The sequence below is a fragment of the Gordonia sp. YY1 genome, from assembly GCF_009872315.1.
Taxonomy (GTDB): Bacteria; Actinomycetota; Actinomycetes; order Mycobacteriales; family Mycobacteriaceae; genus Gordonia; species Gordonia amicalis.
Genome location: NZ_WXYI01000002.1, coordinates 226,128 through 245,230 on the forward strand (window position 1 = coordinate 226,128; position 19,103 = coordinate 245,230).

Here is a 19,103-nt window from a genome sequence, read left to right on the forward strand (position 1 = left end):
GTCTGTGTTGTGCGGGTGGCTGATCAGCGATACATGCGGACCAGCGGGCAGGTGAACGGGTCGCGATCACCGAGTCCGACCTGGTTGAGGTAACGGATGACGATCCCGTAGGACGCGATCAGTGAGGTCTCGGTGTACTGCACGCCATGACGCTCGCAGTGGGCACGGACGAGCGGCTGCACCTTGACCAGGTTGGGTCGCGGCATGCTGGGGAACAGATGGTGTTCGATCTGGTAGTTCAGGCCACCCATCATGAAGTCGGTGACCCGTCCTCCGCGGATGTTGCGCGACATCAGGACCTGGCGACGCAGGAAGTCGACGCGCATGTCCTTGGGCACCAGCGGCATGCCCTTGTGGTTCGGGGCGAACGAACCGCCGAGCAGGAGTCCGAACACCGCGAGCTGCACCGCGATGAAGGCGATGGCCTGCGCCGGCGACATCACGATGAACGGAACCGCGACACCCAGGGCGAGCCGGAGCACGATCAGCGAGATCTCGACGGCACGGTGTGGAACGGCGTTGCGTGCGGCGAGACCTTGAAGACTCGCAACGTGGAGTGCGGCCCCTTCAAGCGTCAGCAGCGGGACGAAGAACCATCCCTGACGGCGGGTGAACCAGCCGTACAGGCCCGACCGCTCCTCGGCGACCTCCGGCACGAAAGCGATGGGGCCGTCGGCGATGTCGGGGTCGATGCCCACCTGATTCGGGGCCTTGTGGTGACGGTTGTGCTTGTTCCGCCACCAGTGGAACGACAAGCCGGCTCCGGCGGCGGCGAGGATCCGCGCGCTCCACTCGTTGGCGCCGGCCGAAGAGAACATCTGACGGTGGGCGCCGTCGTGGCCGAGGAAACCGAACTGGGTACTCACCACGGCGAGGACGGCGGCCGGCACGAGCTGCCACCAGGTGTCGCCGAGCACGATCACCGCTGCCCACACGCCGATGAACGCGAGGACGGTCAACGCCATCCGGGTGACGTAGAAGCCGCGGCGACGGTCGAGTAGGCCCGATGCGCGGACTTCCGCCGCCAGTTCTGTGTAGGAACTGACGAATTTCGTGTCGCGGGCATGCGACACAGATGAAAGGGACAAGAGTGCGTACCTCTGGCCTTCTGATTGTTGCCAGGTACGCCGGAGAGATCAGCTTTCGGAGCTGAGGCGCGTCACGAGAGACATGAACCGTAATTGCGATGCATCAAGGGGCGACGCCCATCATGCCAGAGTTCCGGCCCGCGCCATCGGTGCGCGGGCCGGCCGCAGCTCAGGACCGCGTCGCAGACCCCTCGAGCACCTTCTCGTGCGCTCCCGTCCCGGCGTGGTCGAGTTCATCGTCGACCATGTTGGTCTCGTCGAACGGGGCGCGTCCCGAGAGCACCTCGTCGACCCGGTGCTTGTCCATGGTGTGTGTCCACGAACCGACGAGCAGGGTGGCCACTGCATTGCCCGAGAAGTTGGTGACCGCACGCGCCTCGGACATGAACCGGTCGATCCCGACGATCACCCCGACGCCGTCGAGCATCTCCGGCCGATGGGCCTGGAGTCCGCCCGCTAGGGTGGCCAGGCCGGCGCCGCTGACGCCCGCAGCCCCCTTGGACGCGATGATCATGAACGCGAGCAGACCGATCTGTTCGCCGACCGAGAGCGGATCGCCCATCGCATCGGCGATGAAGATCGAGGCCATCGTCAGGTAGATCGCGGTGCCGTCCAGGTTGAACGAGTACCCGGTGGGCACCACGACACCGACGGTCGTCTTCTCGACACCCAGGTGCTCCATCTTCGCGATCAGTCGTGGCAGTGCCGACTCCGACGACGACGTCGCGAAGATCAGCAGGTATTCGCGGGCCAGGTAGCGGACGAGACGGAAGATCGACACGCCCGCGATCGTCCGGAGCATCACCCCCAGAACACCGAAGACGAACACCAGACAGGTCAGATAGAACGCGAGCATCAGGGTCACCAGCTGCTGCACGGCAGCCCATCCGGTCTGTCCGACGACGTTCGCGATGGCGCCGAACGCGCCGATCGGCGCCACCCACAGCACCATCGTCAGGACCTTGAAGACCAGCTTCTGGAAGTACGAGACCGCGGTCAGGATCGGTTCTCCGGTACGACCCATCGCCTGGATCGCGAATCCGACCAGCAGTGCGACGAACAGTGCCTGCAGGACGCTGCCGTCGGTCAAGGCGGACAGCATGGACTCGGGGATGATGCCCTGGATGAAGTCGACGGTTCCGCCCGACTCGTGGGCTTCTTTGGCCAGTTCCTCGCCCTTGCCCGACATCGACGAGATGTTCAGACCCTCCCCGGGCTGGATGAGATTGCCGACGACCAGTCCGATCGCGAGCGCCACCGTCGACATCACGAGGAAGTAGACGAAGGCGAGGCCGCCGACCTTGCCCACCGTCGCCGCTTTACGCACCGATCCGATGCCCAGCACGATGGTGCAGAAGATCACCGGCGCGATCATCATCTTGATGAGGCTGACGAACATGGTCCCGAGCACGCCGAGTTCTTTGCCGACCGACGGGGCGACGAGTCCGACGACGACACCGGCCACCACCGCGATGATGACCGCGATGTAGAGCCAGTGCGTGCGATCGCGCTTGGCCGGCGGGGCGGCGTTCGTGGCGTCACCCGCCACCTTGCCGTCATCCGCCGGACCGTCACCGGCCTTCTGATCTGTGTTCATCGGCAGTTCTCTCCTCGTGGGCAGGGGACATCGGTGGTTAGGATTGTCAACCGGTGTGGTGGCGCCGGTCACGATTCTGTTCATTACGTTCAGGGGATCCGGCGAGAGATATCCCCCAAGGGGGTCTGTCGAAACACGGTGAGGAATCGAGGGCCGGGAATGCGGTGGTATCCGCGAACGCTGGCCGGTCAGGTCGCGGCTCTCGCGCTGGTCGTCGTGGCGGTGGTGGTCGTCGCGGGCAGCCTCCTGGCTGCGGTCGACGCGCGTGTCGACGGGGACCGGGCCGCACGTGCCGAGGTCACCGCCGTGGCCGTCAGCCTGGCGGAGTCACCGTCGACGGTCTCCGCGCTCACCTCGCCGGACCCGAGCGCGATCCTGCAGCCGGTCACCGACCGGATCCGGAAGGCGACCGGCATCGCGTTCATCACGGTGCTCGGTCCGGATCGCACCCGCTACACCCACACCGATCCGGCTCTGATCGGCGCGGCCTACATCGGCAGCATCGACGCGGCCCTCCGCGGTGAGACGATGACCGAGACGTACACCGGGACCCTGGGCCCGTCCGTCCGCACCATCGCGCCGGTGCGGACGACCGACGGTCGTGTCGTCGGCATGGTGGCGGCGGGCATCACCCAGCGTTCGCTCACGTCGACATGGCGCGGGGAGCTGCCGCCGATCGCGGTCACCGCGTTCGCGGCACTGGTGACAGCCGTCGTCGGCGTCTGGTGGATCCGGCGGCGCCTCCTGCGACAAACCGGTGGGCTGGCACCGGAGGAACTCCGGCTCATGTACGACCACCACGACGCGGTGTTGCGCGCGGTCCGCGAGGGATTGATCGTCGTCGAGGACGGCCGACCGGCTCTGGTCAACGACGAGGCGCGACGCCTCCTCCGAATCGGGACCGACACGCCCGCAGGCGATCTGCCCGCGTTCCTGACCGGTGCGGATGCTTCGGCCGCCGACGAGCTCTATGCGGAGGGCGGGCGGGTGCTGCTGGTGAGCCGGTCGCCGGTGTCCGGGCGACGCCGCTCGTCGGTCGTCACGATCCGCGACCGGACCGAGTTGGCCGAGATCACCGGCGAACTGGACTCGATGACACGATTCGCCGAGGCGCTCCGGTCCCAGGCGCATGAAGCTGCCAACCGACTCCACACGCTGGTCGCGCTGGTCGAGATGGGGCGGCCGGAGGAGGCGATCCGGCTGGCGACGACCGAACTCGAACTGTCGCAACACCTCATCGATCGCATGACCCAGGCGGTGGCCGAGCCCGCGCTCGTCGCGCTGCTCCTGGGGAAGAGTGCCCAGGCGGCCGAACGGGGAATCTCGTTCTCGCTCACCGAGGATTCCCAGGTGACTGATGACGCCACCCAGATCCTGTCGCCGGGAGAGATGGTCACCGTGGTGGGCAATCTCGTCGACAACGCCCTCGACGCGTGCGATCCGGCCGACCCGTGGGTCGAGGTCGGTGTCACCGGGGACCAGGAAGCGCTCGAGATCGTCGTCGCCGACAGTGGTTCCGGCATGGATGACGATCTCTTCCGCCGGGCGACAGCCCGCGGGTACTCCACCAAGTCCGGTGGCGACGAGGCGGGCCGCGGACTGGGTCTGGCACTCGTCGCCCAGGTGGTCGCGCGACACCATGGGACGTTGACCGCGGAGAACACCTACGGTTCGGTGGTCACGGTGCGAATACTGGCGGTGCCGTCACGGGCGGGGGCGACGCAGTGATCCGGGTGCTGATCGTCGAGGACGAACCGCTCATCGCCGCGGCGCACCGTGACTATCTCGGCCGCATCGGCTGTTTCGACGTCGTCGGAGCGGTGACCACCGCTCAGGAGGCGTTGCGCACCGCGCGAACCCATGTCGTCGACCTGGTGCTTCTCGACCTCGGTCTGCCCGACGCCCGGGGCACCGACCTCGCCTCCGCGCTGTCCGGGGTGCGTCCGGCTCCCGACATCATCGCGATCACCGCACAACGCGACCTGCAGACCGTGCGCGACGCGATGTCCCGCGGGGTGTTGCTCTACCTGCTGAAACCCTTCACCTTCGCGGCCTTCCGCGAGAAGATCGAGCAGTATCTGCGGTACCGGGAAGCGCTCGCCGGTGATACCGATGCGGTCAGCCAGCGCGATGTCGACCGGGCGCTGGCGCAGCTGCGCGCCGTGGACCTCCGGGGGTCGGCGAAAGGGTCCGCGCCGCAGACCGAGGACGCGGTCCGCCGCGCGGTGCGTGACAGTGTCGACGGGCTCACCGCTTCGGAGGTGGCCCGCGCGCTCGGCTCGTCGCGGGTCACCGCGTGGCGATACCTGGAGCGGCTCTCCGACGACGGTGTGCTCGATCGTGACAGCCAGTACGGATCGGCCGGACGGCCGCAGGTGCGGTACCGGTGGCGCCGACGCTGACCAGCGCCACCGAGACCACAGCCACCGATACCGCGAATCCTCAGCCCTGCGCGTCGAACTCGCGTGCCCGCAGCGAACGCGCGACGCCGTCACGGCCTTCGGAGATCAGCCGCTTGAGGGCGGGCGGATGATCACCGGCCAGGAACTCCTCGGCGAGATCGAGGGCCCGCTGGGTCATCGCCCAGCTCGGGTACAGGCCGATGACGACGGTCTGGGCGACCTCGCTCGAGCGTCGGGCCCACACCTGCGGGACCGCCTCGAAGTACTTCTCGACATACGGCTCGAGCAGCTCGCCCTGGCCCGGACGTGCGAAGCCCTCGATCATGGTGCGGGTGTAGATGTTCGACAGCGAATCGTCGTCGATCGCCTGCGACCAGGCGTCGGCCTTGGCCTCGGCGAGTGGTCGCGACGCGCGTGCCGCGGCGGCCTGACGGGTGCCGGTGGCGGTGTTGTCGCGCTGAGCCTCGGCGTCGATGATCGGCGTCGAATCGGCTTCCGGATCGATCGCACCGGCGGTCGCCAACGCGCGCACCAGTTTCCAGCGGAGGTCGGTGTCCACGGCCAGCCCGTCGAGACCGTGTTCGGCCGGGTCCGCTCCCTCGAGGAGGGCACCCGCCACGTCGGTCTGGTCGTCGTTGAGCTTGCCGGCCAGCCAGGTGTTGACGAAGGCGAGCTGATGGTCGGACCCGGCATCGGCTCCCCGGGCCAGTTCGAGCAGGCGGGCGCTGAACGCGGGCCGGCCGGTCGTGGCCGCCCAGTCGGGATCGGCGTAGGACTCGATGGCGGTGGTCGCCTGCATCAGAACACGCTGCACCACGCCGATCTCGGTCTCGGAAGCGATACCGCGCTGCACGAGTTCGACGAAGTCGCGGGCACGCATCTCGGCCTGTCGGGTCATCTCCCAGGCCGCCGACCACACGAGAGTGCGCGGCATCGAGTCGGTGATGTCGCCGATTCGGGCGGTCGCGGTGGCCAGCGACTCGGAATCGAGCCGGATCGAGGCGTAGGTGAGGTCACCGTCGTTGAGCAGCACCAGATCTCCGCGGTTCACGCCGATCAGGCCGGGCACGTCGGTGCGCTCGCCGTCGACGTCGAGTTCGACGCTGTGGGTCTGTTCGATCGCACCCGAACCGTTGTCGGCGTAGACGCCGACGCGCAACCGGTGCACGCGGGTGTCGCCCGCGCCCGGGGCGGCGCCGTCCTGGACGATGGTGAACCGGGTGAACGCCCCGGACCCGTCGACCTCGAAGTCGGGACGCATGACGTTGATGCCCGTGGTGCGCAGCCACTGGTCGCCCCAGTCCGACAGGTCGCGACCGGACGAGCGCTCCAGTGCGCCCAGCAGATCCGAGAAGGTTGCGTTGCCGAACTTGTGGGCGGCGAAGTAGTCGCGCAGGCCGGCGAGGAAGTCCTCCACGCCGACGTAGGCGACGAGTTGCTTGAGCACCGAGGCGCCCTTGGCGTAGGTGATGCCGTCGAAGTTGACCTCGACGGCGGCGATGTCGGGGATGTCGGCGGCGACCGGGTGGGTCGAGGGCAGCTGATCCTGCCGGTAGGCCCACGACTTCTCGACGTTCGCGAACGTCGTCCAGGCGTTGGTGTACTCGGTGGCCTCCGACTGGCAGAGCACCGAGGCGAAGGTGGCGAAGGATTCGTTGAGCCACAGGTCATCCCACCACTGCATGGTGACCAGGTCGCCGAACCACATGTGCGCCATCTCGTGCAGCACGGTCTCGGCGCGACGTTCGTAGAGGTACTTGGTGACGCGCGACCGGAAGACGTAGTCCTCCAGGAAGGTCACCGCGCCGGCATTCTCCATCGCGCCCGCGTTGAACTCGGGCACGAAGAGCTGGTCGTACTTCCCGAAGGCGTAGGGGATGCCGAAGTTCTTGTGGTAGAAGGCGAATCCCTGCTTGGTCTCGGTGAACAACCGGTCGGCGTCCATATGCTCGGCGAGCGAGGCGCGGCAGTAGATGCCGAGCGGGATGTCGCCGTGGTCGTCGGAGTAGACGTCGGTCCACTCGGCGTACGGTCCGGCGATGAGCGCGACGAGGTAGGTGCTCATGGGTGCGGTCTCGCGGAAGCGATGGATTCCGGGTTCGGCGGCGACGGTCTCCACGTGTGCGGCGTTGGAGATGACCTTCCAGTCCTCCGGGGCCGTGACCGTGAGCGTGTAGGTCGCCTTCAGGTCGGGCTGGTCGAAACAGGCGAACATGCGCTTGGCGTCGGCGGTTTCGAACTGGGAGTACAGGTACACCGAGTCGTCGGACTGGTCGACGAAGCGGTGCAGTCCCTCACCGGTGTTGGAGTAGGCGCAGTCGGCGACCACGGTGAGGGTGTTCTCCGCGGCCAGGCCGGGCAGCACGATGCCGGCGGATTCGTCGAAGCCGGAGACGTCGAGCTCGACGCCGTTGAGGGTCGCCGAGTGCAGCGTCGGTGCGACGAGGTCGATGAAGGTCTCGGCGCCCTCGGTCGCGGTGAACGTGACCGTGGAGGTGGAACGGAACGTCTCGGTGCCGGGCGCACCCTTCCCGTCGGTGAGGTCGAGTTCGATCCGGTAATTCGACACGTCGACGATCGCGGCGCGTTCGCGGGCCTGGTCTCTGGTGAGGTTCGGAGCAGTCACACCGGCCAGCTTATCGAGACCGACGGTGCTCAGCCGTTCGACAGCAGACCGACAGGCTGCAGAATCGTCTTCGACAGCGTGGCGAGGTCGTCGGTGATCCCGGGACGTGCGCGCAGATCCGGGGCCTGGACGATGTCGTCGGCCACTCCGATGAACGCCCGGGTGAGGGCTGCGGCGTCGGCCTCGGACAGTTCCGGCGTCCGGGCACGGATCGCGGCGACCCATTCGGCGATGTACGCGCGCTGGGCCGAACGCAACGCATCCTGGTCCGCCTCGGGGAGGTAGACGATGTCGCGGGTCCAGACGGGGATGGTCCGCCCGTGGACACCGAGTGCCTGCTCGACATGAATCGAGATCAGCACGTCGAGGGCGTCCCCGGGATCGACGCCCGTGAGGGCGTGGGTCGTCAGATAGAGCATGCCCTCGACTCCCCGGACCAGGACTGCCCGCAGGATCTCGGTCTTGCCCGGAACCTGCTGGTAGAAGGTGGCGACGGAGATGTCGGCCGCCCGCGCGATGTCGTCGATCCGGACGTCGTGGAAACCGCGCTCGGCGAACAGATCCGTCGCCGCGTCGAGGATGCGTTCATGTCGGCCGGCCGGACGCCGCGTGACCGGAATCGCCGGAGTGGCGTCCGGTTTCGTCGCGGGCAGTGAGCAGTTGATGATCGAATGCGCGACGGCGCGCTGGATCTGCATCACATGTACAGGTGCCATCGTCCCGCGGATGACGGAGGTGTTGGAGTACAGGCTCAGGACGGCGAAACCGAGTAGCCGTCCGTCGTCGAATGACAGATCCGGCCGCGCGGCGGCGACCTTGTCGGCGATGTAGTCGCTGAACCTCGTGAAGTAGCTCCGCATCTGCTCGAGCTGGGTGGGGCGGAGGTGGCGTTGCTCCCGGCGCCAGAGGATGGACACGTCCTGGTTGGCGGTCAGATCGCCGAGGCGATCGAGAAACCGCCACAGTTGGGCCTCGGGTGTGCCGGCATACTCGTCGGCCTCGCGCACGAGTTCATCCATCAGGTCGACCTGGGTGAGCAGCGCTTGCACGAGGATGTCGTGTTTGCCGGGGAAGTGGCGGTACACCGCGGGTCCGGTCAGACCAACGGCGGCACCGATCTGTTCGATGCTGACATTGCGGTACCCGGCGTCCTGGAAGAGGGCCGTCGCAGCCCGGATGATCTGTTCCGCCCGCGGACCCCGGGGACTGGAACGCCCGCCCGCCGGCCCGGGACCGGAGTCCGGATCGAGCGGCGGCGACGACATGGACGTTTCCTCTCCGAGAACGGTGGCAAAATCGTCCCCCCCCGAGAAACCGTAACCGGATTCGTCGCGAATTTTCGCCGCACACATCACAAACGGGGAACAGCCGGGCCCCTATGGCTGTTGAGCCGGGTTGGCGGTGCCGCCGGTACGGTCGAGCTCGACCACAACTTCTGAGAGGACGCCGAGGATGTCAGAGCAGACGATGTCAGAGCAGGGCCAGTCCACCACCGATCGTGTCGACTTCTGGTTCGACCCGCTCTGTCCGTGGTGCTGGATCACCTCACGGTGGATTCTCGAGGCCGAGAAGGTCCGGCCGATCGACGTGAACTTCCACATCATGAGCCTTGCGGTTCTCAACGAGGGCAAGGACATCCCCGAGGAGTATCGCGAGGCACTCAAGGGTGCGTGGCGCCCGGTCCGCGTCATCGCGGCCGCCGCGGCACAAAAGGGCGACGAGATCCTCGCCCCGCTCTACACCGCGATGGGCACGCGCATCCACAACGCGGGGAACAAGGACTTCGACCAGGTCATCGCCGGCGCGCTGGCCGAGCTCGGACTCGACGCCTCGCTGGCGCAGGCCGCCGACTCCGAGGAGTTCGACGACGCCATCCGCAAGAGCCACCACGAGGGCATGGACAAGGTCGGCGACGACGTCGGCACACCCACGATCCACGTCAACGGCGTCGCCTTCTTCGGTCCGGTGCTCTCTCGCATCCCGCGTGGAGAGGACGCCGGCAAGGTGTGGGACGGTGCGCTCGCACTCGCCTCGTACCCGCACTTCTACGAACTCAAGCGCAGCCGCACCGAGGATCCCGAGTTCGACTGACCCTCGACGGCGCCCGGCCGGCGCAGAACTGGAACCAGGGTGGCGGGAGGGAATGAGTACCCGGTCCCGCCGAAGTCCTCCCTCGGCGCTTCAGAACCGGGGCGGGAGCTCGAGACCGTTCGGGAGCGAACCGGGCGGCACCGAGGCCGGGTGCGGTGGCGGCGGCACGGTCACGACGTTCCCGCTGCCGACGCCGCGGACGATCCGGCGCGGCCGGAGCAGCATCGCTCCGGCCCGGGTGCGGTCACGGAGAGCCGCGGCGCGCCAGGTGAGGACCGGATGGGTCGAGATCGCGTTGACCAGATGCACGAAGAATCCGCGTTCGTGGGTGGCGCGGTCGGCGAACTGGTCGAAATCGACCGCGGACAGCATGTACTTTCCGGCGGCCAGGACACCGATCGCCCCCGGTGCGCCCACCGGCTTCGCGTAGTAGCCGTAGTTGTCGGCGCTGTACTCCTGTGCTCGCGAGAGGGCGCCGCCGAGCAGCGGGATGCTCGTCCCGAGGACCGTCGCCAACTGACGCCAGTACGACGTGTGACCGGCTGCGATGTGTCCGACCTCGTGGCCGATGATGAACTCCAGCGCCTCCGGGCTGCGGGCGGCACCGCCGACCTCGAACAGGTCGGAGTAGACGACGACGAATCGCCGGAACCCGTGGCCGGAGGCGAAGGCATTGACCTGCCCGTTGCCGAGTACGACGTAGGCGTCCGGCACGTACTCCAGACCGAAGCGGGCGGCGGCCTCGACCACCATCCGATGGCCCTCCGGGAACTGGGTGGGCGTCATCTGCACACCGTTCACCCGCGGCGTCGCATAGGTGAGACCGCGGATCACGAACAACACCAACGGAAAGGCCAACGCGCCCAACAGGATCTGGTTCACCATGCCGAGTGCGACGAGGATGATGATCGCCGCGTAGAGCACCGTCGTGGTCAGGATGACGAGGATCAGGACGGGGATCTCCCAGGGATGCAGTTGCGGGCGCACGGCGAAGCGGGCCGCTCGCAGCCAGTGTCGTGACGGATCGGGAGCCGTTTCCGGGAGGGGATCGACGACCCCGGGCACGTTCGGGATCGGGTTCATCGACGCTCGGGGGATGGGCGCAGGCGTGTCCACGCCCTCAATCTATAGTGGCGCCATGCGTGTCTATCTCGGTGCCGACCATGCCGGATTCGAACTCAAGAACCAGATCGCCGACCATCTGAAGGCGAACGGCCACGAGGTGGTGGACTGCGGCGCCCACGTCTACGACGCCCTCGACGACTATCCGGCCTTCTGCATCGACGCCGCGGCTCGGACCGTGGCCGATCCCGGCAGCCTGGGCATCGTGCTCGGCGGTAGCGGCAACGGCGAGCAGATCGCGGCCAACAAGGTGCCCGGCGCCCGCTGCGCACTGGCCTGGAGCGTGGAGACCGCGCAGCTCGCCCGCCAGCACAACAACGCCCAGCTGATCGGCATCGGCGGGCGCATGCACTCAACCGAGGAAGCCCTCGCCATCGTCGACGCCTTCCTGGCCACTTCGTGGTCGGAGGAGCCGCGTCACCAGCGCCGCATCGACATCCTCGCCGAGTACGAGCGCACCGGCGTGGCTCCCGAGGTCCCGCAGCCGCCGGCCTGACCGGTGCCCGAGGGCCACACCCTGCACCGGCTCGCCCGCCGGCAGCAGCGACTCTTCGGGGGTCGCCGGGTCCGGGTGAGCAGCCCTCAGGGGCGATTCGCCGACGGCGCGGCCGCCGTGGACGGGATGACCTTCCACGCTGCGGAGGCGTGGGGCAAACACCTGCTGCACCGCTATCGCGACGGTCGGACCGAGCGGATGGTGCACATCCACCTCGGCCTCTACGGTGCCTTCACCGAGCTGACCGCACCGTTGCCCGAACCGGTCGGACAGGTTCGGCTGCGCATCGAGAGCGAGGAGACCGGTACCGATCTGCGCGGTCCGACGGCGTGTGAGCTCTACCACCTCACCGACCTCGACGCTCTGATCGCGAGGCTGGGTCCGGATCCTCTCCGCCGTGACGCCGACCCGGAACGGGCGTGGGCGGCCATCTCCCGGTCGTCGCGCCCGATCGGTGCGCTGCTGATGGACCAGAAAGTCATCGCGGGCATCGGGAACGTGTATCGCGCCGAAGTTCTCTACCGTGCCGGGATCGATCCCATGCGTCCCGGAAATCGGCTTCTCCGAAGCGAATTCGACGAGATGTGGCACGACCTCGTGGCGTTGATGAAGGTTGGCGTGCGTCGGGGACGTATCCATGTGGTCCGTCCTGAGGACGACCACGGAGCGCCGGCGTATGCGGCGAACCGTCCCCGGACCTATGTCTATCGCCGGGCAGGGGAGCCGTGTCGCATCTGCGGTACACCGGTCCTGCTCGCCGAACTCGATGCGCGCAAGCTCTATTGGTGCCCCGTCTGTCAGACGTGACGCGAGGCCGAATAGAAAGGCTAGGCAAACCTCAGTAATATCTCGGGAAGATCGGGGCAGGGCGCCCCATGCCGAGACTGGGGGAAAGTGTGTCGATAGCCGAGGACTCCCGTGTCCACGCGGGTCTGATCTCACGCGGTGAGATCTCGCCACTGAAGGACGTGCCGTTTCACGGCGCATCCCACGCACCGGTCACCCGACGCGTGCTCGCCGGGGGCGATCTGTTCCCCGAAGCCGAGAAGCGCGTCGTCGCCCACGAGATGCGGGCCGTATCGGCCGGGAACCGCGATTACTGCGAACCGCACGTGCACGACTGTCCCGAGATCAACATCCTCCTGTCCCTCGATCATCTGGTGTACGAGATCACCTTGGGCGACGAGTCGTATGTGGTGGAGGCGCCGGCGAGTATCTACATCCCGGCCGGACTGGTCCACAGCGCGAACGTGATCGAGGGGAGCGGATTCTTCATCGCGATCATCGAGACGGCCGACTACGTCGCCAAGCCGCCACCCGGCGGCATGCTCTGATCCTCCCCGTCGTGGGACGCGCTCGCGGATCTCAGCGAACCCACAGCGTCGTCTGACGTCCGCTCACATGTGCGGCCGCCACGATGGATGGGGTGTACAGCGACGACCAGGCCCGCGATCACGTCGTCGATGACGGCGCGCCGGCGGGTATCACGGTGTTCGTGGTGGGTGGAACCGGTGAGTCGTACCCCGGCGATGTCCGTACCGAGGTCGTCGGTCTTCTCTCGGCGGTGACCGACGAACTCGACGAACGATTCGACTCCCGCTGGGTCGCCTACCCGGCGAGCTACGGTCCGGCACCCCACCCCGGCGGCATGAGCTTCGCCGACAGCGTGGCGATCGGCGCCCGACGACTGTCCGGGCTGCTCGAGCGGACGGCGGGACCGGTTGCCCTGCTGGGCTATTCGCAGGGAGCCGTGGTGATCCGGGCTGCGCTCGCCGGGTTGTGGACGCGGGGTGATCCCGTCGTCACGCGTCTTCTCGGCGTCGGACTCGTCGCGGACCCGCACCAGCCGCCCGGTGCGGCACCCGGCTGCGACGGATGGGGTGTCGCGGGTCCCGGTGCGGAATTGCCGCCAGGACTCCCGGTGATGTGGGTGGGCGCTCCCGACGACGTGATCTGCAACGCGCGTGCCGACTCACTCGTCCGTGACTTCGCCGACCTGACGCGGGCGATGACCTTCGCCGCACTGGGCCGGTGGGGATGCAATGCGTGGGAGGTACTGCGCCGCAATGCTTTCCAGAACGCGCGCCGCACCGCGGTGCGCCCGTCGCAGTGGCGGCGCGACGTTCACCGACTGGCCTCGGCGTGGTGGGAGATCCGCTGCTATCTGCCGTCGATGATGCGGATTCTCGGGATCGTGCTGACGAACTCGCCGGGCGGACGCCACACCTCGTACCAGTACGAGCCGTACCGTCGCGGGTCCGTCACCGATCCCGCCTCGACCGGATGCCAGGTGATCGCGGGTTGGCTCCAGGTGCAGGCGACCTTCGCCGGTGAGGTCCCCGCTGCTTCCCCGGCCCCGTCCGGGCCGCATGAGGAACCCATACGACGACGAGGGCCGGTCACCGTGTCGGTGACCGGCCCACGTCGGAGTCGGATGCGGGGGAGAGGTCAGTCGCCCTGGTACTGGCCGCCGACGGTGTTGCGCACCACGATCGGGGTCCCGCGCGGAACGTTGTCGTAAACCCACTTGCCGTACTCGGTCGTGACGTTGATGCAGCCGTGGCTCACATTGCTGTTGCCCTGCTGTGCGACCGACCACGGTGCGGCATGGATGAAGATGCCGTCCCAGGACATGCGGGTCGCATACTCGACGTAGGTGCGGTAGCCCTCGGCGGAGTCGACCGGCACGCCGTACGTGGACGAGTCCATGTACATGTCGCGGTACTTTTCCTTGGTGTGGTAGACGCCGTTCGGGGTGGGGTGCTTGTCCGAACCCATCGAGATCGGCATCTTCTTCACGACCTCGCCGTTCTTCCACCAGGTGATGGTGTGGGTCTTGTCGTCGGCGAGTGCGATGTAGCCGGTCGGGGTCTTCACGTTCGGGATCGCCGGGTCGGCCGGCTTCTCCGGAGTGGTGCTGCTCGACGGCGGTTCCGGAGCCTTCGGAGCGCTCGGTGCCGGCGGAGTGGGCAGACCGGGGATCACCGGGATCTCCACCGGGGGCAGACCCGGGATCACGGTGACCGGTGCAGCGTTCGCGACGCCGGGGAGGGCGAGAGCCATGGCGAGGACGCCGACGGCGATCCCGGTGAGGCGTCGAGTCGAGCGTCGACGAGACCGCGTGATCGGCTCAGTATTGGTCTGCACTAGTCGTACCTTCGGTTCGATGAATGTCTCGCGCATAACATCTGAAAGCGCGAATCCATCGTTACACAACCGTTGTCGGGCGGCCAAAGAATGCCGCCCCCGCACGGGTGCCGCGATCGCAAACAGCGGGTGCGGGCTGGCAAAAACCCGTGGTGAGCGCATCGACCGTGCTGCATGTGACGGTCGTCACAAATCGGCGGCGCTTGGACCGATCATCTCGACGACGTACATCATCGTCCCTGTCGCGATGGTGTCAACCCGGTCGCTTGTCCCAGAGCGGCGTCGGAGGGTCAGGCGGGTTGCGGGTGCTCGGTGCGGAGGTGGCGCACCGGCTGGGTGCATGCCTCGTCGCGACAGACGAGCATGACGTCGACGCGGCTGACGCCGATCTCGGATTCGGTGGTGTCCCTGCGTAGATACAGCGGCGCCCCGCAGGTCGGACACTTTCGCTGGGTTTTGGTGTGTGAAGAGGGCATGGCCCCACCTTACGCGGGATGTGTCGTGGGTCACAGCCTGGTTTCAGGTTCGCGAAGCTTGCCCGATCTCGCGGCCCGGGGGAGCAACGTATAGGACGGCACTCGGGAAGGACGGGGCGCGTGAACGGGGGAGGGCACGCAGGTCGGGAGACATTTCCGCGCGGAGGGGGGTGCTGAGCTTCGGTGAGAGATCAGACCCATGAACCGAGCTTTGATGGGGTCGACCGTCGCTCTTGCTGCCTTCGCCGGCGTCCTCGTCCTGGGCGCCGGATCTGCAGTAGCGGAAGACAAGCCCTGCCAGATGTACATCGAGAACGGTCAGTACGCGCCGTGTCCTCCGCCGGTCATCTCGACGGGCCCCGGTGACGACTCACCGGATTCGACCCCCGGGGTGGAACGATCCCGTCCGCAGGACTACGAGTACCCGTGGCACTACTACCGTCCGTACCCGTATTGGTACGAATGGGAGTTTCACGACTACCGGTACTGAACGCACCCGACGGATCGGCGAATGCACGCGGACTCAGGCGGTCGGCGTGCACTCTCGTCGAGGTTCGCCGTCGGAGCCGGCGTGGCCTCGTTGTGGAGCGGGTGACGGGAATCGAACCCGCGTAGCTAGTTTGGAAGACTAGGGCTCTACCATTGAGCTACACCCGCGTGCTCGCGATCACCGGTGACCCGGTACGCCGCGTGCGATGAGTGACTGTACCTGGCGGCGCGCCGGATCTGGAAATCGGGGTGGGCGTCGGTGCGGTGGGCACCCGTTGGTCGTGGCGCTGGAGGCGCCCCGTACTATCTTCTGTTGGCCCTGATGCGCGGTCGGCCATGAGGCCTACACCGCGACCACGGACCGCGGGATGTGGCGCAGCTTGGTAGCGCATCCGCTTTGGGAGCGGAGGGTCGCAGGTTCAAATCCTGTCATCCCGACTTGTCGATGTGACCGCGTAGGTCGCGGCGGCACAACCGCCGAACCGAACTTTCATCACCACCGCAGATATAAGGAGCACCAGGCGTGAAGAGCACTGTCGAGCAACTCACCCCGACCCGAGTGAAGCTCAACGTCGAGGTCCCGTTCGAGGAGCTGTCCGCAGACTTCGACCGGGCGTACCGGTCGTTGGCCCAGCAGATCCGGATTCCCGGCTTCCGTCCGGGCAAGGCGCCCGCCAAGCTGATCGAGGCCCGCGTCGGTCGCGACTCGATCCTGGCGCAGGTCGTCAACGACGCCATCCCCGCCAAGTACTCGGAGGCCGTCGCCGAGACCGAGACCAAGGCCATCGGCCAGCCGGAGATCGATCTGTCGGAGCTGAAGTACGGCGAGTCCGTCACCTTCAGCGCCGAGGTCGACGTCCGCCCGGAGATCACCCTGCCCGACTACTCGACCCTCTCGGTCGAGGTCGACGCCATCGAGATCGACGACGCTGCCGTCGACGAGCAGCTCGAGGGCCTGCGCGCCCGCTTCGGCACCCTCAAGGGTGTCGAGCGCGGCATCGAGAACGGTGACTTCGTCTCGATCGATCTCGAGGCCACCGTCGACGGCGAGGCTGTCGAGGAGGCGACCACCGAGGGGCTCTCTCACGAGGTCGGCTCCGGCCAGCTCATCGACGGACTCGACGACGCCCTCATCGGTCTGAAGGCCGGCGAGAGCAAGGAATTCACCACCAAGCTCGTCGCCGGCGACCACGCCGGTGAGGAGGCCCTGGTGAAGGTCACCGTGCAGTCGGTCAAGGAGCGCGAGCTCCCCGAGGTCGACGACGAGTTCGCCCAGATGGCCAGCGAGTTCGACACCGTCGAGGAGCTGCGTGCGAGCCTGGCGGAGCGCGTCGAGCAGTCGGCGAAGCTCGAGCAGGCCAACAAGATCCGCGACGCCGTGCTCGAGAAGCTGATCGAGACCGTCGAGGTCCCGTTGCCGGAGAAGGTCGTCGAGGAAGAGATCGAGGGCCAGCAGCACCAGATCGTCCACGCTCTCGGCCACGACGACGAGCAGGTCGCGAAGTTCCTCGAGGCGCAGGGCAAGACCCGCGAGGAGTGGGACGCCGAGGCCCGCGAGGAGGCCGAGAAGTCGGTCAAGCAGCAGCTGCTCCTCGACGCGATCGCCGACCAGCAGGAGACCGAGGTCAGCCAGGACGAGCTGACCCAGCAGATCATCTTCACCGCGCAGCGCTACGGCATGCAGCCGCAGGAATTCATCCAGCAGCTGACGCAGGCCAACCAGGTGGGCGCGGTCTACGCCGACGTCCGTCGCGGCAAGTCGCTGGCGGGCATCGTCGGCGAGTTCACCGTCACCGACACCACGGGCGCGACCGTCGACACCTCCGAGTTCTTCGGGGGCAAGGACGAGGACGGCGATTCGGACGAAGCCGCCGACACCGACAACTGAGTCGGCCGGAGCCTCCACTCCCACCACCGATCGCCGGTCCCCGTTCGCGGGGGCCGGCGATCGTCGTCAAATCCGTCGAACTGCATTCGCCATTCACTGTGATGGCCCGTTCTGCTCTCAGCGAATAGACGTGTCCTCGGGAGTGCCGGGGGGTGTGGATTGGTTAGTGTCGGTGAGGACGTCATCAGACAGATCGGAACGTGTGCGACGCCCGAGACGGCGCGCACAGGTCATGACAACAAGGCAAAGGTAGGAACCCGTGAGTGAGCCGACCATCCACACACCCTCGATGAGTTCGGGTGTGGCTGGGTTGAACCTGACCGATTCGGTGTTCGAGCGTCTGCTGCGCGAACGCATCATCTTCCTGGGTACCCAGGTGGACGACGACATCGCCAACCGGCTGTGCGCGCAGATCCTGCTGCTCGCCGCCGAGGACCCGACCAGGGACATCCACCTCTACATCAACTCGCCCGGTGGCTCGGTCACCGCGGGCATGGCCATCTTCGACACCATGCAGCTCGCCGAGTGCGACGTCGCCACCTACGCGATGGGCATGGCGGCATCGATGGGGCAGTTCCTCCTCGCGGCCGGCGCCAAGGGCAAGCGCCACGCCCTGCCCCACGCGCGGATCATGATGCACCAGCCGTCGGCCGGTATCGGTGGTACCGCCGCCGACATCGCCATCCAGGCCGAGCAGTTCGCGCTCACCAAGAAGGAGATGAACCGGCTCAACGCCGAGTTCAGTGGTCAGCCGCTCGAGAAGATCGAGGCCGACGCGGATCGCGACAAGTGGTTCACCGCGGAGGAGGCCAAAGAGTACGGCTTCGTCGACAAGGTGATCTCGCGTCCGGGGCAGTGACCCGGCCCCGAGCACCCCGCCACCTCCGAGCCACACCTACTCATTGGAGCAACAGATGACCAACTCCCTTTCCCTGGACGGCATGCCCGCCGAGGTCGCCGCCGGAATCCCCGCGTCGGCGTTGGCGCTCAAGAACATCGAGGCGCGCTACATCCTGCCGCAGTTCATCGAGCACACCCCGAACGGTCAGCGCCAGTACGACCCCTACGCCAAGCTGTTCGAGGAGCGCATCGTCTTCGTCGGCACCCCGATCGACCAGGTCGTGTCCAACGACGTGATGGCCCAGCTGCTCGTCCTCGAGTCGCAGGACCCCGATCGCGACATCACGATGTACATCAACTCGCCCGGCGGCAGCGTGCCCGACATGCTCGCCATCTACGACACGATGCAGTACGTCCACTGCGACATCGTGACCGTGTGCCTGGGTGAGGCCGCCTCGGCGGCGGCGATCCTGCTCGCGGGTGGCACCCCGGGCAAGCGCGCCGCGCTGCCCAACGCGACCGTCCTGATCCACCAGCCGCGCACCGGCGGCGCCTACCAGGGCCAGGTCTCCGACCTCGAGATCCAGGCCGCCGAGATCGAGCGCATCCGCGACCGGCTCGACGAGATCCTGGCCGGCCACACCGGCCAGGACAAGGCGAAGATCCGCAAGGACACCGACCGCGACAACATCCTGACCGCCGCGGCGGCCAAGGAATACGGAATCATCGACGAGGTCTTCGAGTACCGCAAGAAGTCGATGAAGAAGTCCTGACGGCAACGCAAACAGCACAGGAGTCGCGGGGATTTTCTGTCGCGACATTTGGCCTTATCGGTCGAAGT

Annotated in this window: 17 protein-coding genes, 2 tRNA genes and 1 pseudogene; 12 read left to right on the forward strand and 8 right to left on the reverse strand. The window is 67.1% G+C overall.

Annotated features, from left to right (window positions below; all coding sequences use genetic code 11):
• Window positions 1–23 precede the first annotated feature (23 nt).
• A complete protein-coding gene (locus tag BPODLACK_RS04200; RefSeq protein ID WP_024498348.1) occupies window positions 24–1,088 on the reverse strand; it encodes a fatty acid desaturase family protein in 1,065 nt (354 codons plus the stop codon).
• 169 nt (window positions 1,089–1,257) lie between these two features.
• A complete protein-coding gene (locus tag BPODLACK_RS04205; RefSeq protein ID WP_024498349.1) occupies window positions 1,258–2,685 on the reverse strand; it encodes a cation:dicarboxylate symporter family transporter in 1,428 nt (475 codons plus the stop codon).
• A 159-nt stretch (window positions 2,686–2,844) separates the two neighbouring features.
• Here BPODLACK_RS04205 and BPODLACK_RS04210 point away from each other — a divergent pair, with 159 nt between their 5' ends.
• Both BPODLACK_RS04210 and BPODLACK_RS04215 read left to right on the forward strand, forming a co-directional pair.
• Window positions 2,845–4,413 carry a sensor histidine kinase gene (locus BPODLACK_RS04210; protein ID WP_159404782.1) on the forward strand — a complete coding sequence of 523 codons (1,569 nt, stop codon included), beginning with the start codon at window positions 2,845–2,847 and terminating at the stop codon, window positions 4,411–4,413.
• Complete coding sequence (locus BPODLACK_RS04215; RefSeq protein ID WP_024498350.1) at window positions 4,410–5,087, forward strand: response regulator; 678 nt, start codon at window positions 4,410–4,412, stop codon at window positions 5,085–5,087. Before BPODLACK_RS04210 ends, BPODLACK_RS04215 begins: the two co-directional genes overlap by 4 nt.
• A 40-nt stretch (window positions 5,088–5,127) precedes the next feature.
• Here BPODLACK_RS04215 and pepN read toward each other — a convergent pair whose 3' ends face one another.
• On the reverse strand, window positions 5,128–7,713 hold the full coding sequence (pepN, locus tag BPODLACK_RS04220) for an aminopeptidase N (protein WP_159404783.1): 2,586 nt from the start codon (window positions 7,711–7,713) through the stop codon (window positions 5,128–5,130).
• 29 nt (window positions 7,714–7,742) lie between these two features.
• Window positions 7,743–8,978, reverse strand: coding sequence for a TetR/AcrR family transcriptional regulator (locus BPODLACK_RS04225; RefSeq protein WP_159404784.1), 1,236 nt, complete (start codon window positions 8,976–8,978; stop codon window positions 7,743–7,745).
• A gap of 202 nt (window positions 8,979–9,180) precedes the next feature.
• Here BPODLACK_RS04225 and BPODLACK_RS04230 point away from each other — a divergent pair, with 202 nt between their 5' ends.
• Window positions 9,181–9,804: a DsbA family oxidoreductase gene (locus BPODLACK_RS04230; protein WP_159404864.1), complete on the forward strand. Its 624-nt coding sequence runs from the start codon at window positions 9,181–9,183 to the stop codon at window positions 9,802–9,804.
• 90 nt (window positions 9,805–9,894) lie between these two features.
• Here the strand turns inward: BPODLACK_RS04230 and BPODLACK_RS04235 are convergent, their stop codons facing one another.
• Window positions 9,895–10,920 (reverse strand): M48 family metallopeptidase, encoded by a 1,026-nt coding sequence (locus BPODLACK_RS04235; RefSeq protein WP_159404785.1) that lies wholly within the window; start codon window positions 10,918–10,920, stop codon window positions 9,895–9,897.
• A 22-nt stretch (window positions 10,921–10,942) separates the two neighbouring features.
• Here BPODLACK_RS04235 and BPODLACK_RS04240 point away from each other — a divergent pair, with 22 nt between their 5' ends.
• From BPODLACK_RS04240 to BPODLACK_RS04255, 4 genes and pseudogenes are all read left to right on the forward strand, one after another.
• Window positions 10,943–11,422: a ribose-5-phosphate isomerase gene (locus BPODLACK_RS04240; protein WP_127962873.1), complete on the forward strand. Its 480-nt coding sequence runs from the start codon at window positions 10,943–10,945 to the stop codon at window positions 11,420–11,422.
• Between the two features lie 3 nt (window positions 11,423–11,425).
• On the forward strand, window positions 11,426–12,229 hold the full coding sequence (locus BPODLACK_RS04245; RefSeq protein ID WP_159404786.1) for an Fpg/Nei family DNA glycosylase: 804 nt from the start codon (window positions 11,426–11,428) through the stop codon (window positions 12,227–12,229).
• 89 nt (window positions 12,230–12,318) lie between these two features.
• The gene (locus BPODLACK_RS04250; protein ID WP_024498356.1) at window positions 12,319–12,756 is read left to right on the forward strand and encodes a hypothetical protein; all 438 of its coding nucleotides are present in this window, start codon (window positions 12,319–12,321) and stop codon (window positions 12,754–12,756) included.
• A gap of 83 nt (window positions 12,757–12,839) precedes the next feature.
• Window positions 12,840–13,766, forward strand: a pseudogene (locus BPODLACK_RS04255) (PE-PPE domain-containing protein); the annotation flags it as partial.
• A 104-nt stretch (window positions 13,767–13,870) separates the two neighbouring features.
• Here BPODLACK_RS04255 and BPODLACK_RS04260 read toward each other — a convergent pair.
• Window positions 13,871–14,605, reverse strand: coding sequence for a L,D-transpeptidase (locus BPODLACK_RS04260; protein WP_236577599.1), 735 nt, complete (start codon window positions 14,603–14,605; stop codon window positions 13,871–13,873).
• A gap of 254 nt (window positions 14,606–14,859) precedes the next feature.
• Window positions 14,860–15,045: a hypothetical protein gene (locus tag BPODLACK_RS04265; protein ID WP_081712409.1), complete on the reverse strand. Its 186-nt coding sequence runs from the start codon at window positions 15,043–15,045 to the stop codon at window positions 14,860–14,862.
• Between the two features lie 214 nt (window positions 15,046–15,259).
• Here BPODLACK_RS04265 and BPODLACK_RS04270 point away from each other — a divergent pair, with 214 nt between their 5' ends.
• Complete coding sequence (locus BPODLACK_RS04270) at window positions 15,260–15,535, forward strand: hypothetical protein (protein ID WP_236577600.1); 276 nt, start codon at window positions 15,260–15,262, stop codon at window positions 15,533–15,535.
• 93 nt (window positions 15,536–15,628) lie between these two features.
• Here the strand turns inward: BPODLACK_RS04270 and BPODLACK_RS04275 are convergent.
• Window positions 15,629–15,702, reverse strand: a tRNA-Gly gene (locus tag BPODLACK_RS04275).
• Window positions 15,703–15,898: 196 nt separating this feature from the next.
• On the opposite strand from BPODLACK_RS04275, the gene BPODLACK_RS04280 reads away from it, so the two are divergent.
• The 4 genes from BPODLACK_RS04280 (at window position 15,899) to BPODLACK_RS04295 (ending at window position 19,035) form a co-directional block, all read left to right on the forward strand.
• A tRNA-Pro gene (locus tag BPODLACK_RS04280) sits at window positions 15,899–15,972 on the forward strand.
• A gap of 85 nt (window positions 15,973–16,057) precedes the next feature.
• Window positions 16,058–17,422, forward strand: a complete 1,365-nt coding sequence (gene tig / locus BPODLACK_RS04285) for a trigger factor (protein ID WP_159404788.1) — start codon at window positions 16,058–16,060, stop codon at window positions 17,420–17,422.
• Between the two features lie 259 nt (window positions 17,423–17,681).
• On the forward strand, window positions 17,682–18,281 hold the full coding sequence (locus tag BPODLACK_RS04290) for an ATP-dependent Clp protease proteolytic subunit (RefSeq protein ID WP_024498361.1): 600 nt from the start codon (window positions 17,682–17,684) through the stop codon (window positions 18,279–18,281).
• Window positions 18,282–18,336: 55 nt separating this feature from the next.
• Window positions 18,337–19,035 carry an ATP-dependent Clp protease proteolytic subunit gene (locus BPODLACK_RS04295; RefSeq protein ID WP_024498362.1) on the forward strand — a complete coding sequence of 233 codons (699 nt, stop codon included), beginning with the start codon at window positions 18,337–18,339 and terminating at the stop codon, window positions 19,033–19,035.
• Window positions 19,036–19,103: the final 68 nt, after the last annotated feature.

What these genes read in the sequence shown, in the direction of transcription:
- BPODLACK_RS04205 (WP_024498349.1), bottom strand. Translation starts at nt 2,685, where the DNA reads ATGAACACAGATCAGAAGGCCGGTGACGGTCCGGCGGATGACGGCAAG.
- BPODLACK_RS04295 (WP_024498362.1), top strand. Translation starts at nt 18,337, where the DNA reads ATGACCAACTCCCTTTCCCTGGACGGCATGCCCGCCGAGGTCGCCGCC.
- BPODLACK_RS04240 (WP_127962873.1), top strand. Translation starts at nt 10,943, where the DNA reads ATGCGTGTCTATCTCGGTGCCGACCATGCCGGATTCGAACTCAAGAAC.
- BPODLACK_RS04270 (WP_236577600.1), top strand. Translation starts at nt 15,260, where the DNA reads ATGGGGTCGACCGTCGCTCTTGCTGCCTTCGCCGGCGTCCTCGTCCTG.
- BPODLACK_RS04265 (WP_081712409.1), bottom strand. Translation starts at nt 15,045, where the DNA reads ATGCCCTCTTCACACACCAAAACCCAGCGAAAGTGTCCGACCTGCGGG.
- BPODLACK_RS04210 (WP_159404782.1), top strand. Translation starts at nt 2,845, where the DNA reads ATGCGGTGGTATCCGCGAACGCTGGCCGGTCAGGTCGCGGCTCTCGCG.
- BPODLACK_RS04230 (WP_159404864.1), top strand. Translation starts at nt 9,181, where the DNA reads ATGTCAGAGCAGGGCCAGTCCACCACCGATCGTGTCGACTTCTGGTTC.
- BPODLACK_RS04225 (WP_159404784.1), bottom strand. Translation starts at nt 8,978, where the DNA reads ATGTCGTCGCCGCCGCTCGATCCGGACTCCGGTCCCGGGCCGGCGGGC.
- BPODLACK_RS04260 (WP_236577599.1), bottom strand. Translation starts at nt 14,605, where the DNA reads ATGCGCGAGACATTCATCGAACCGAAGGTACGACTAGTGCAGACCAAT.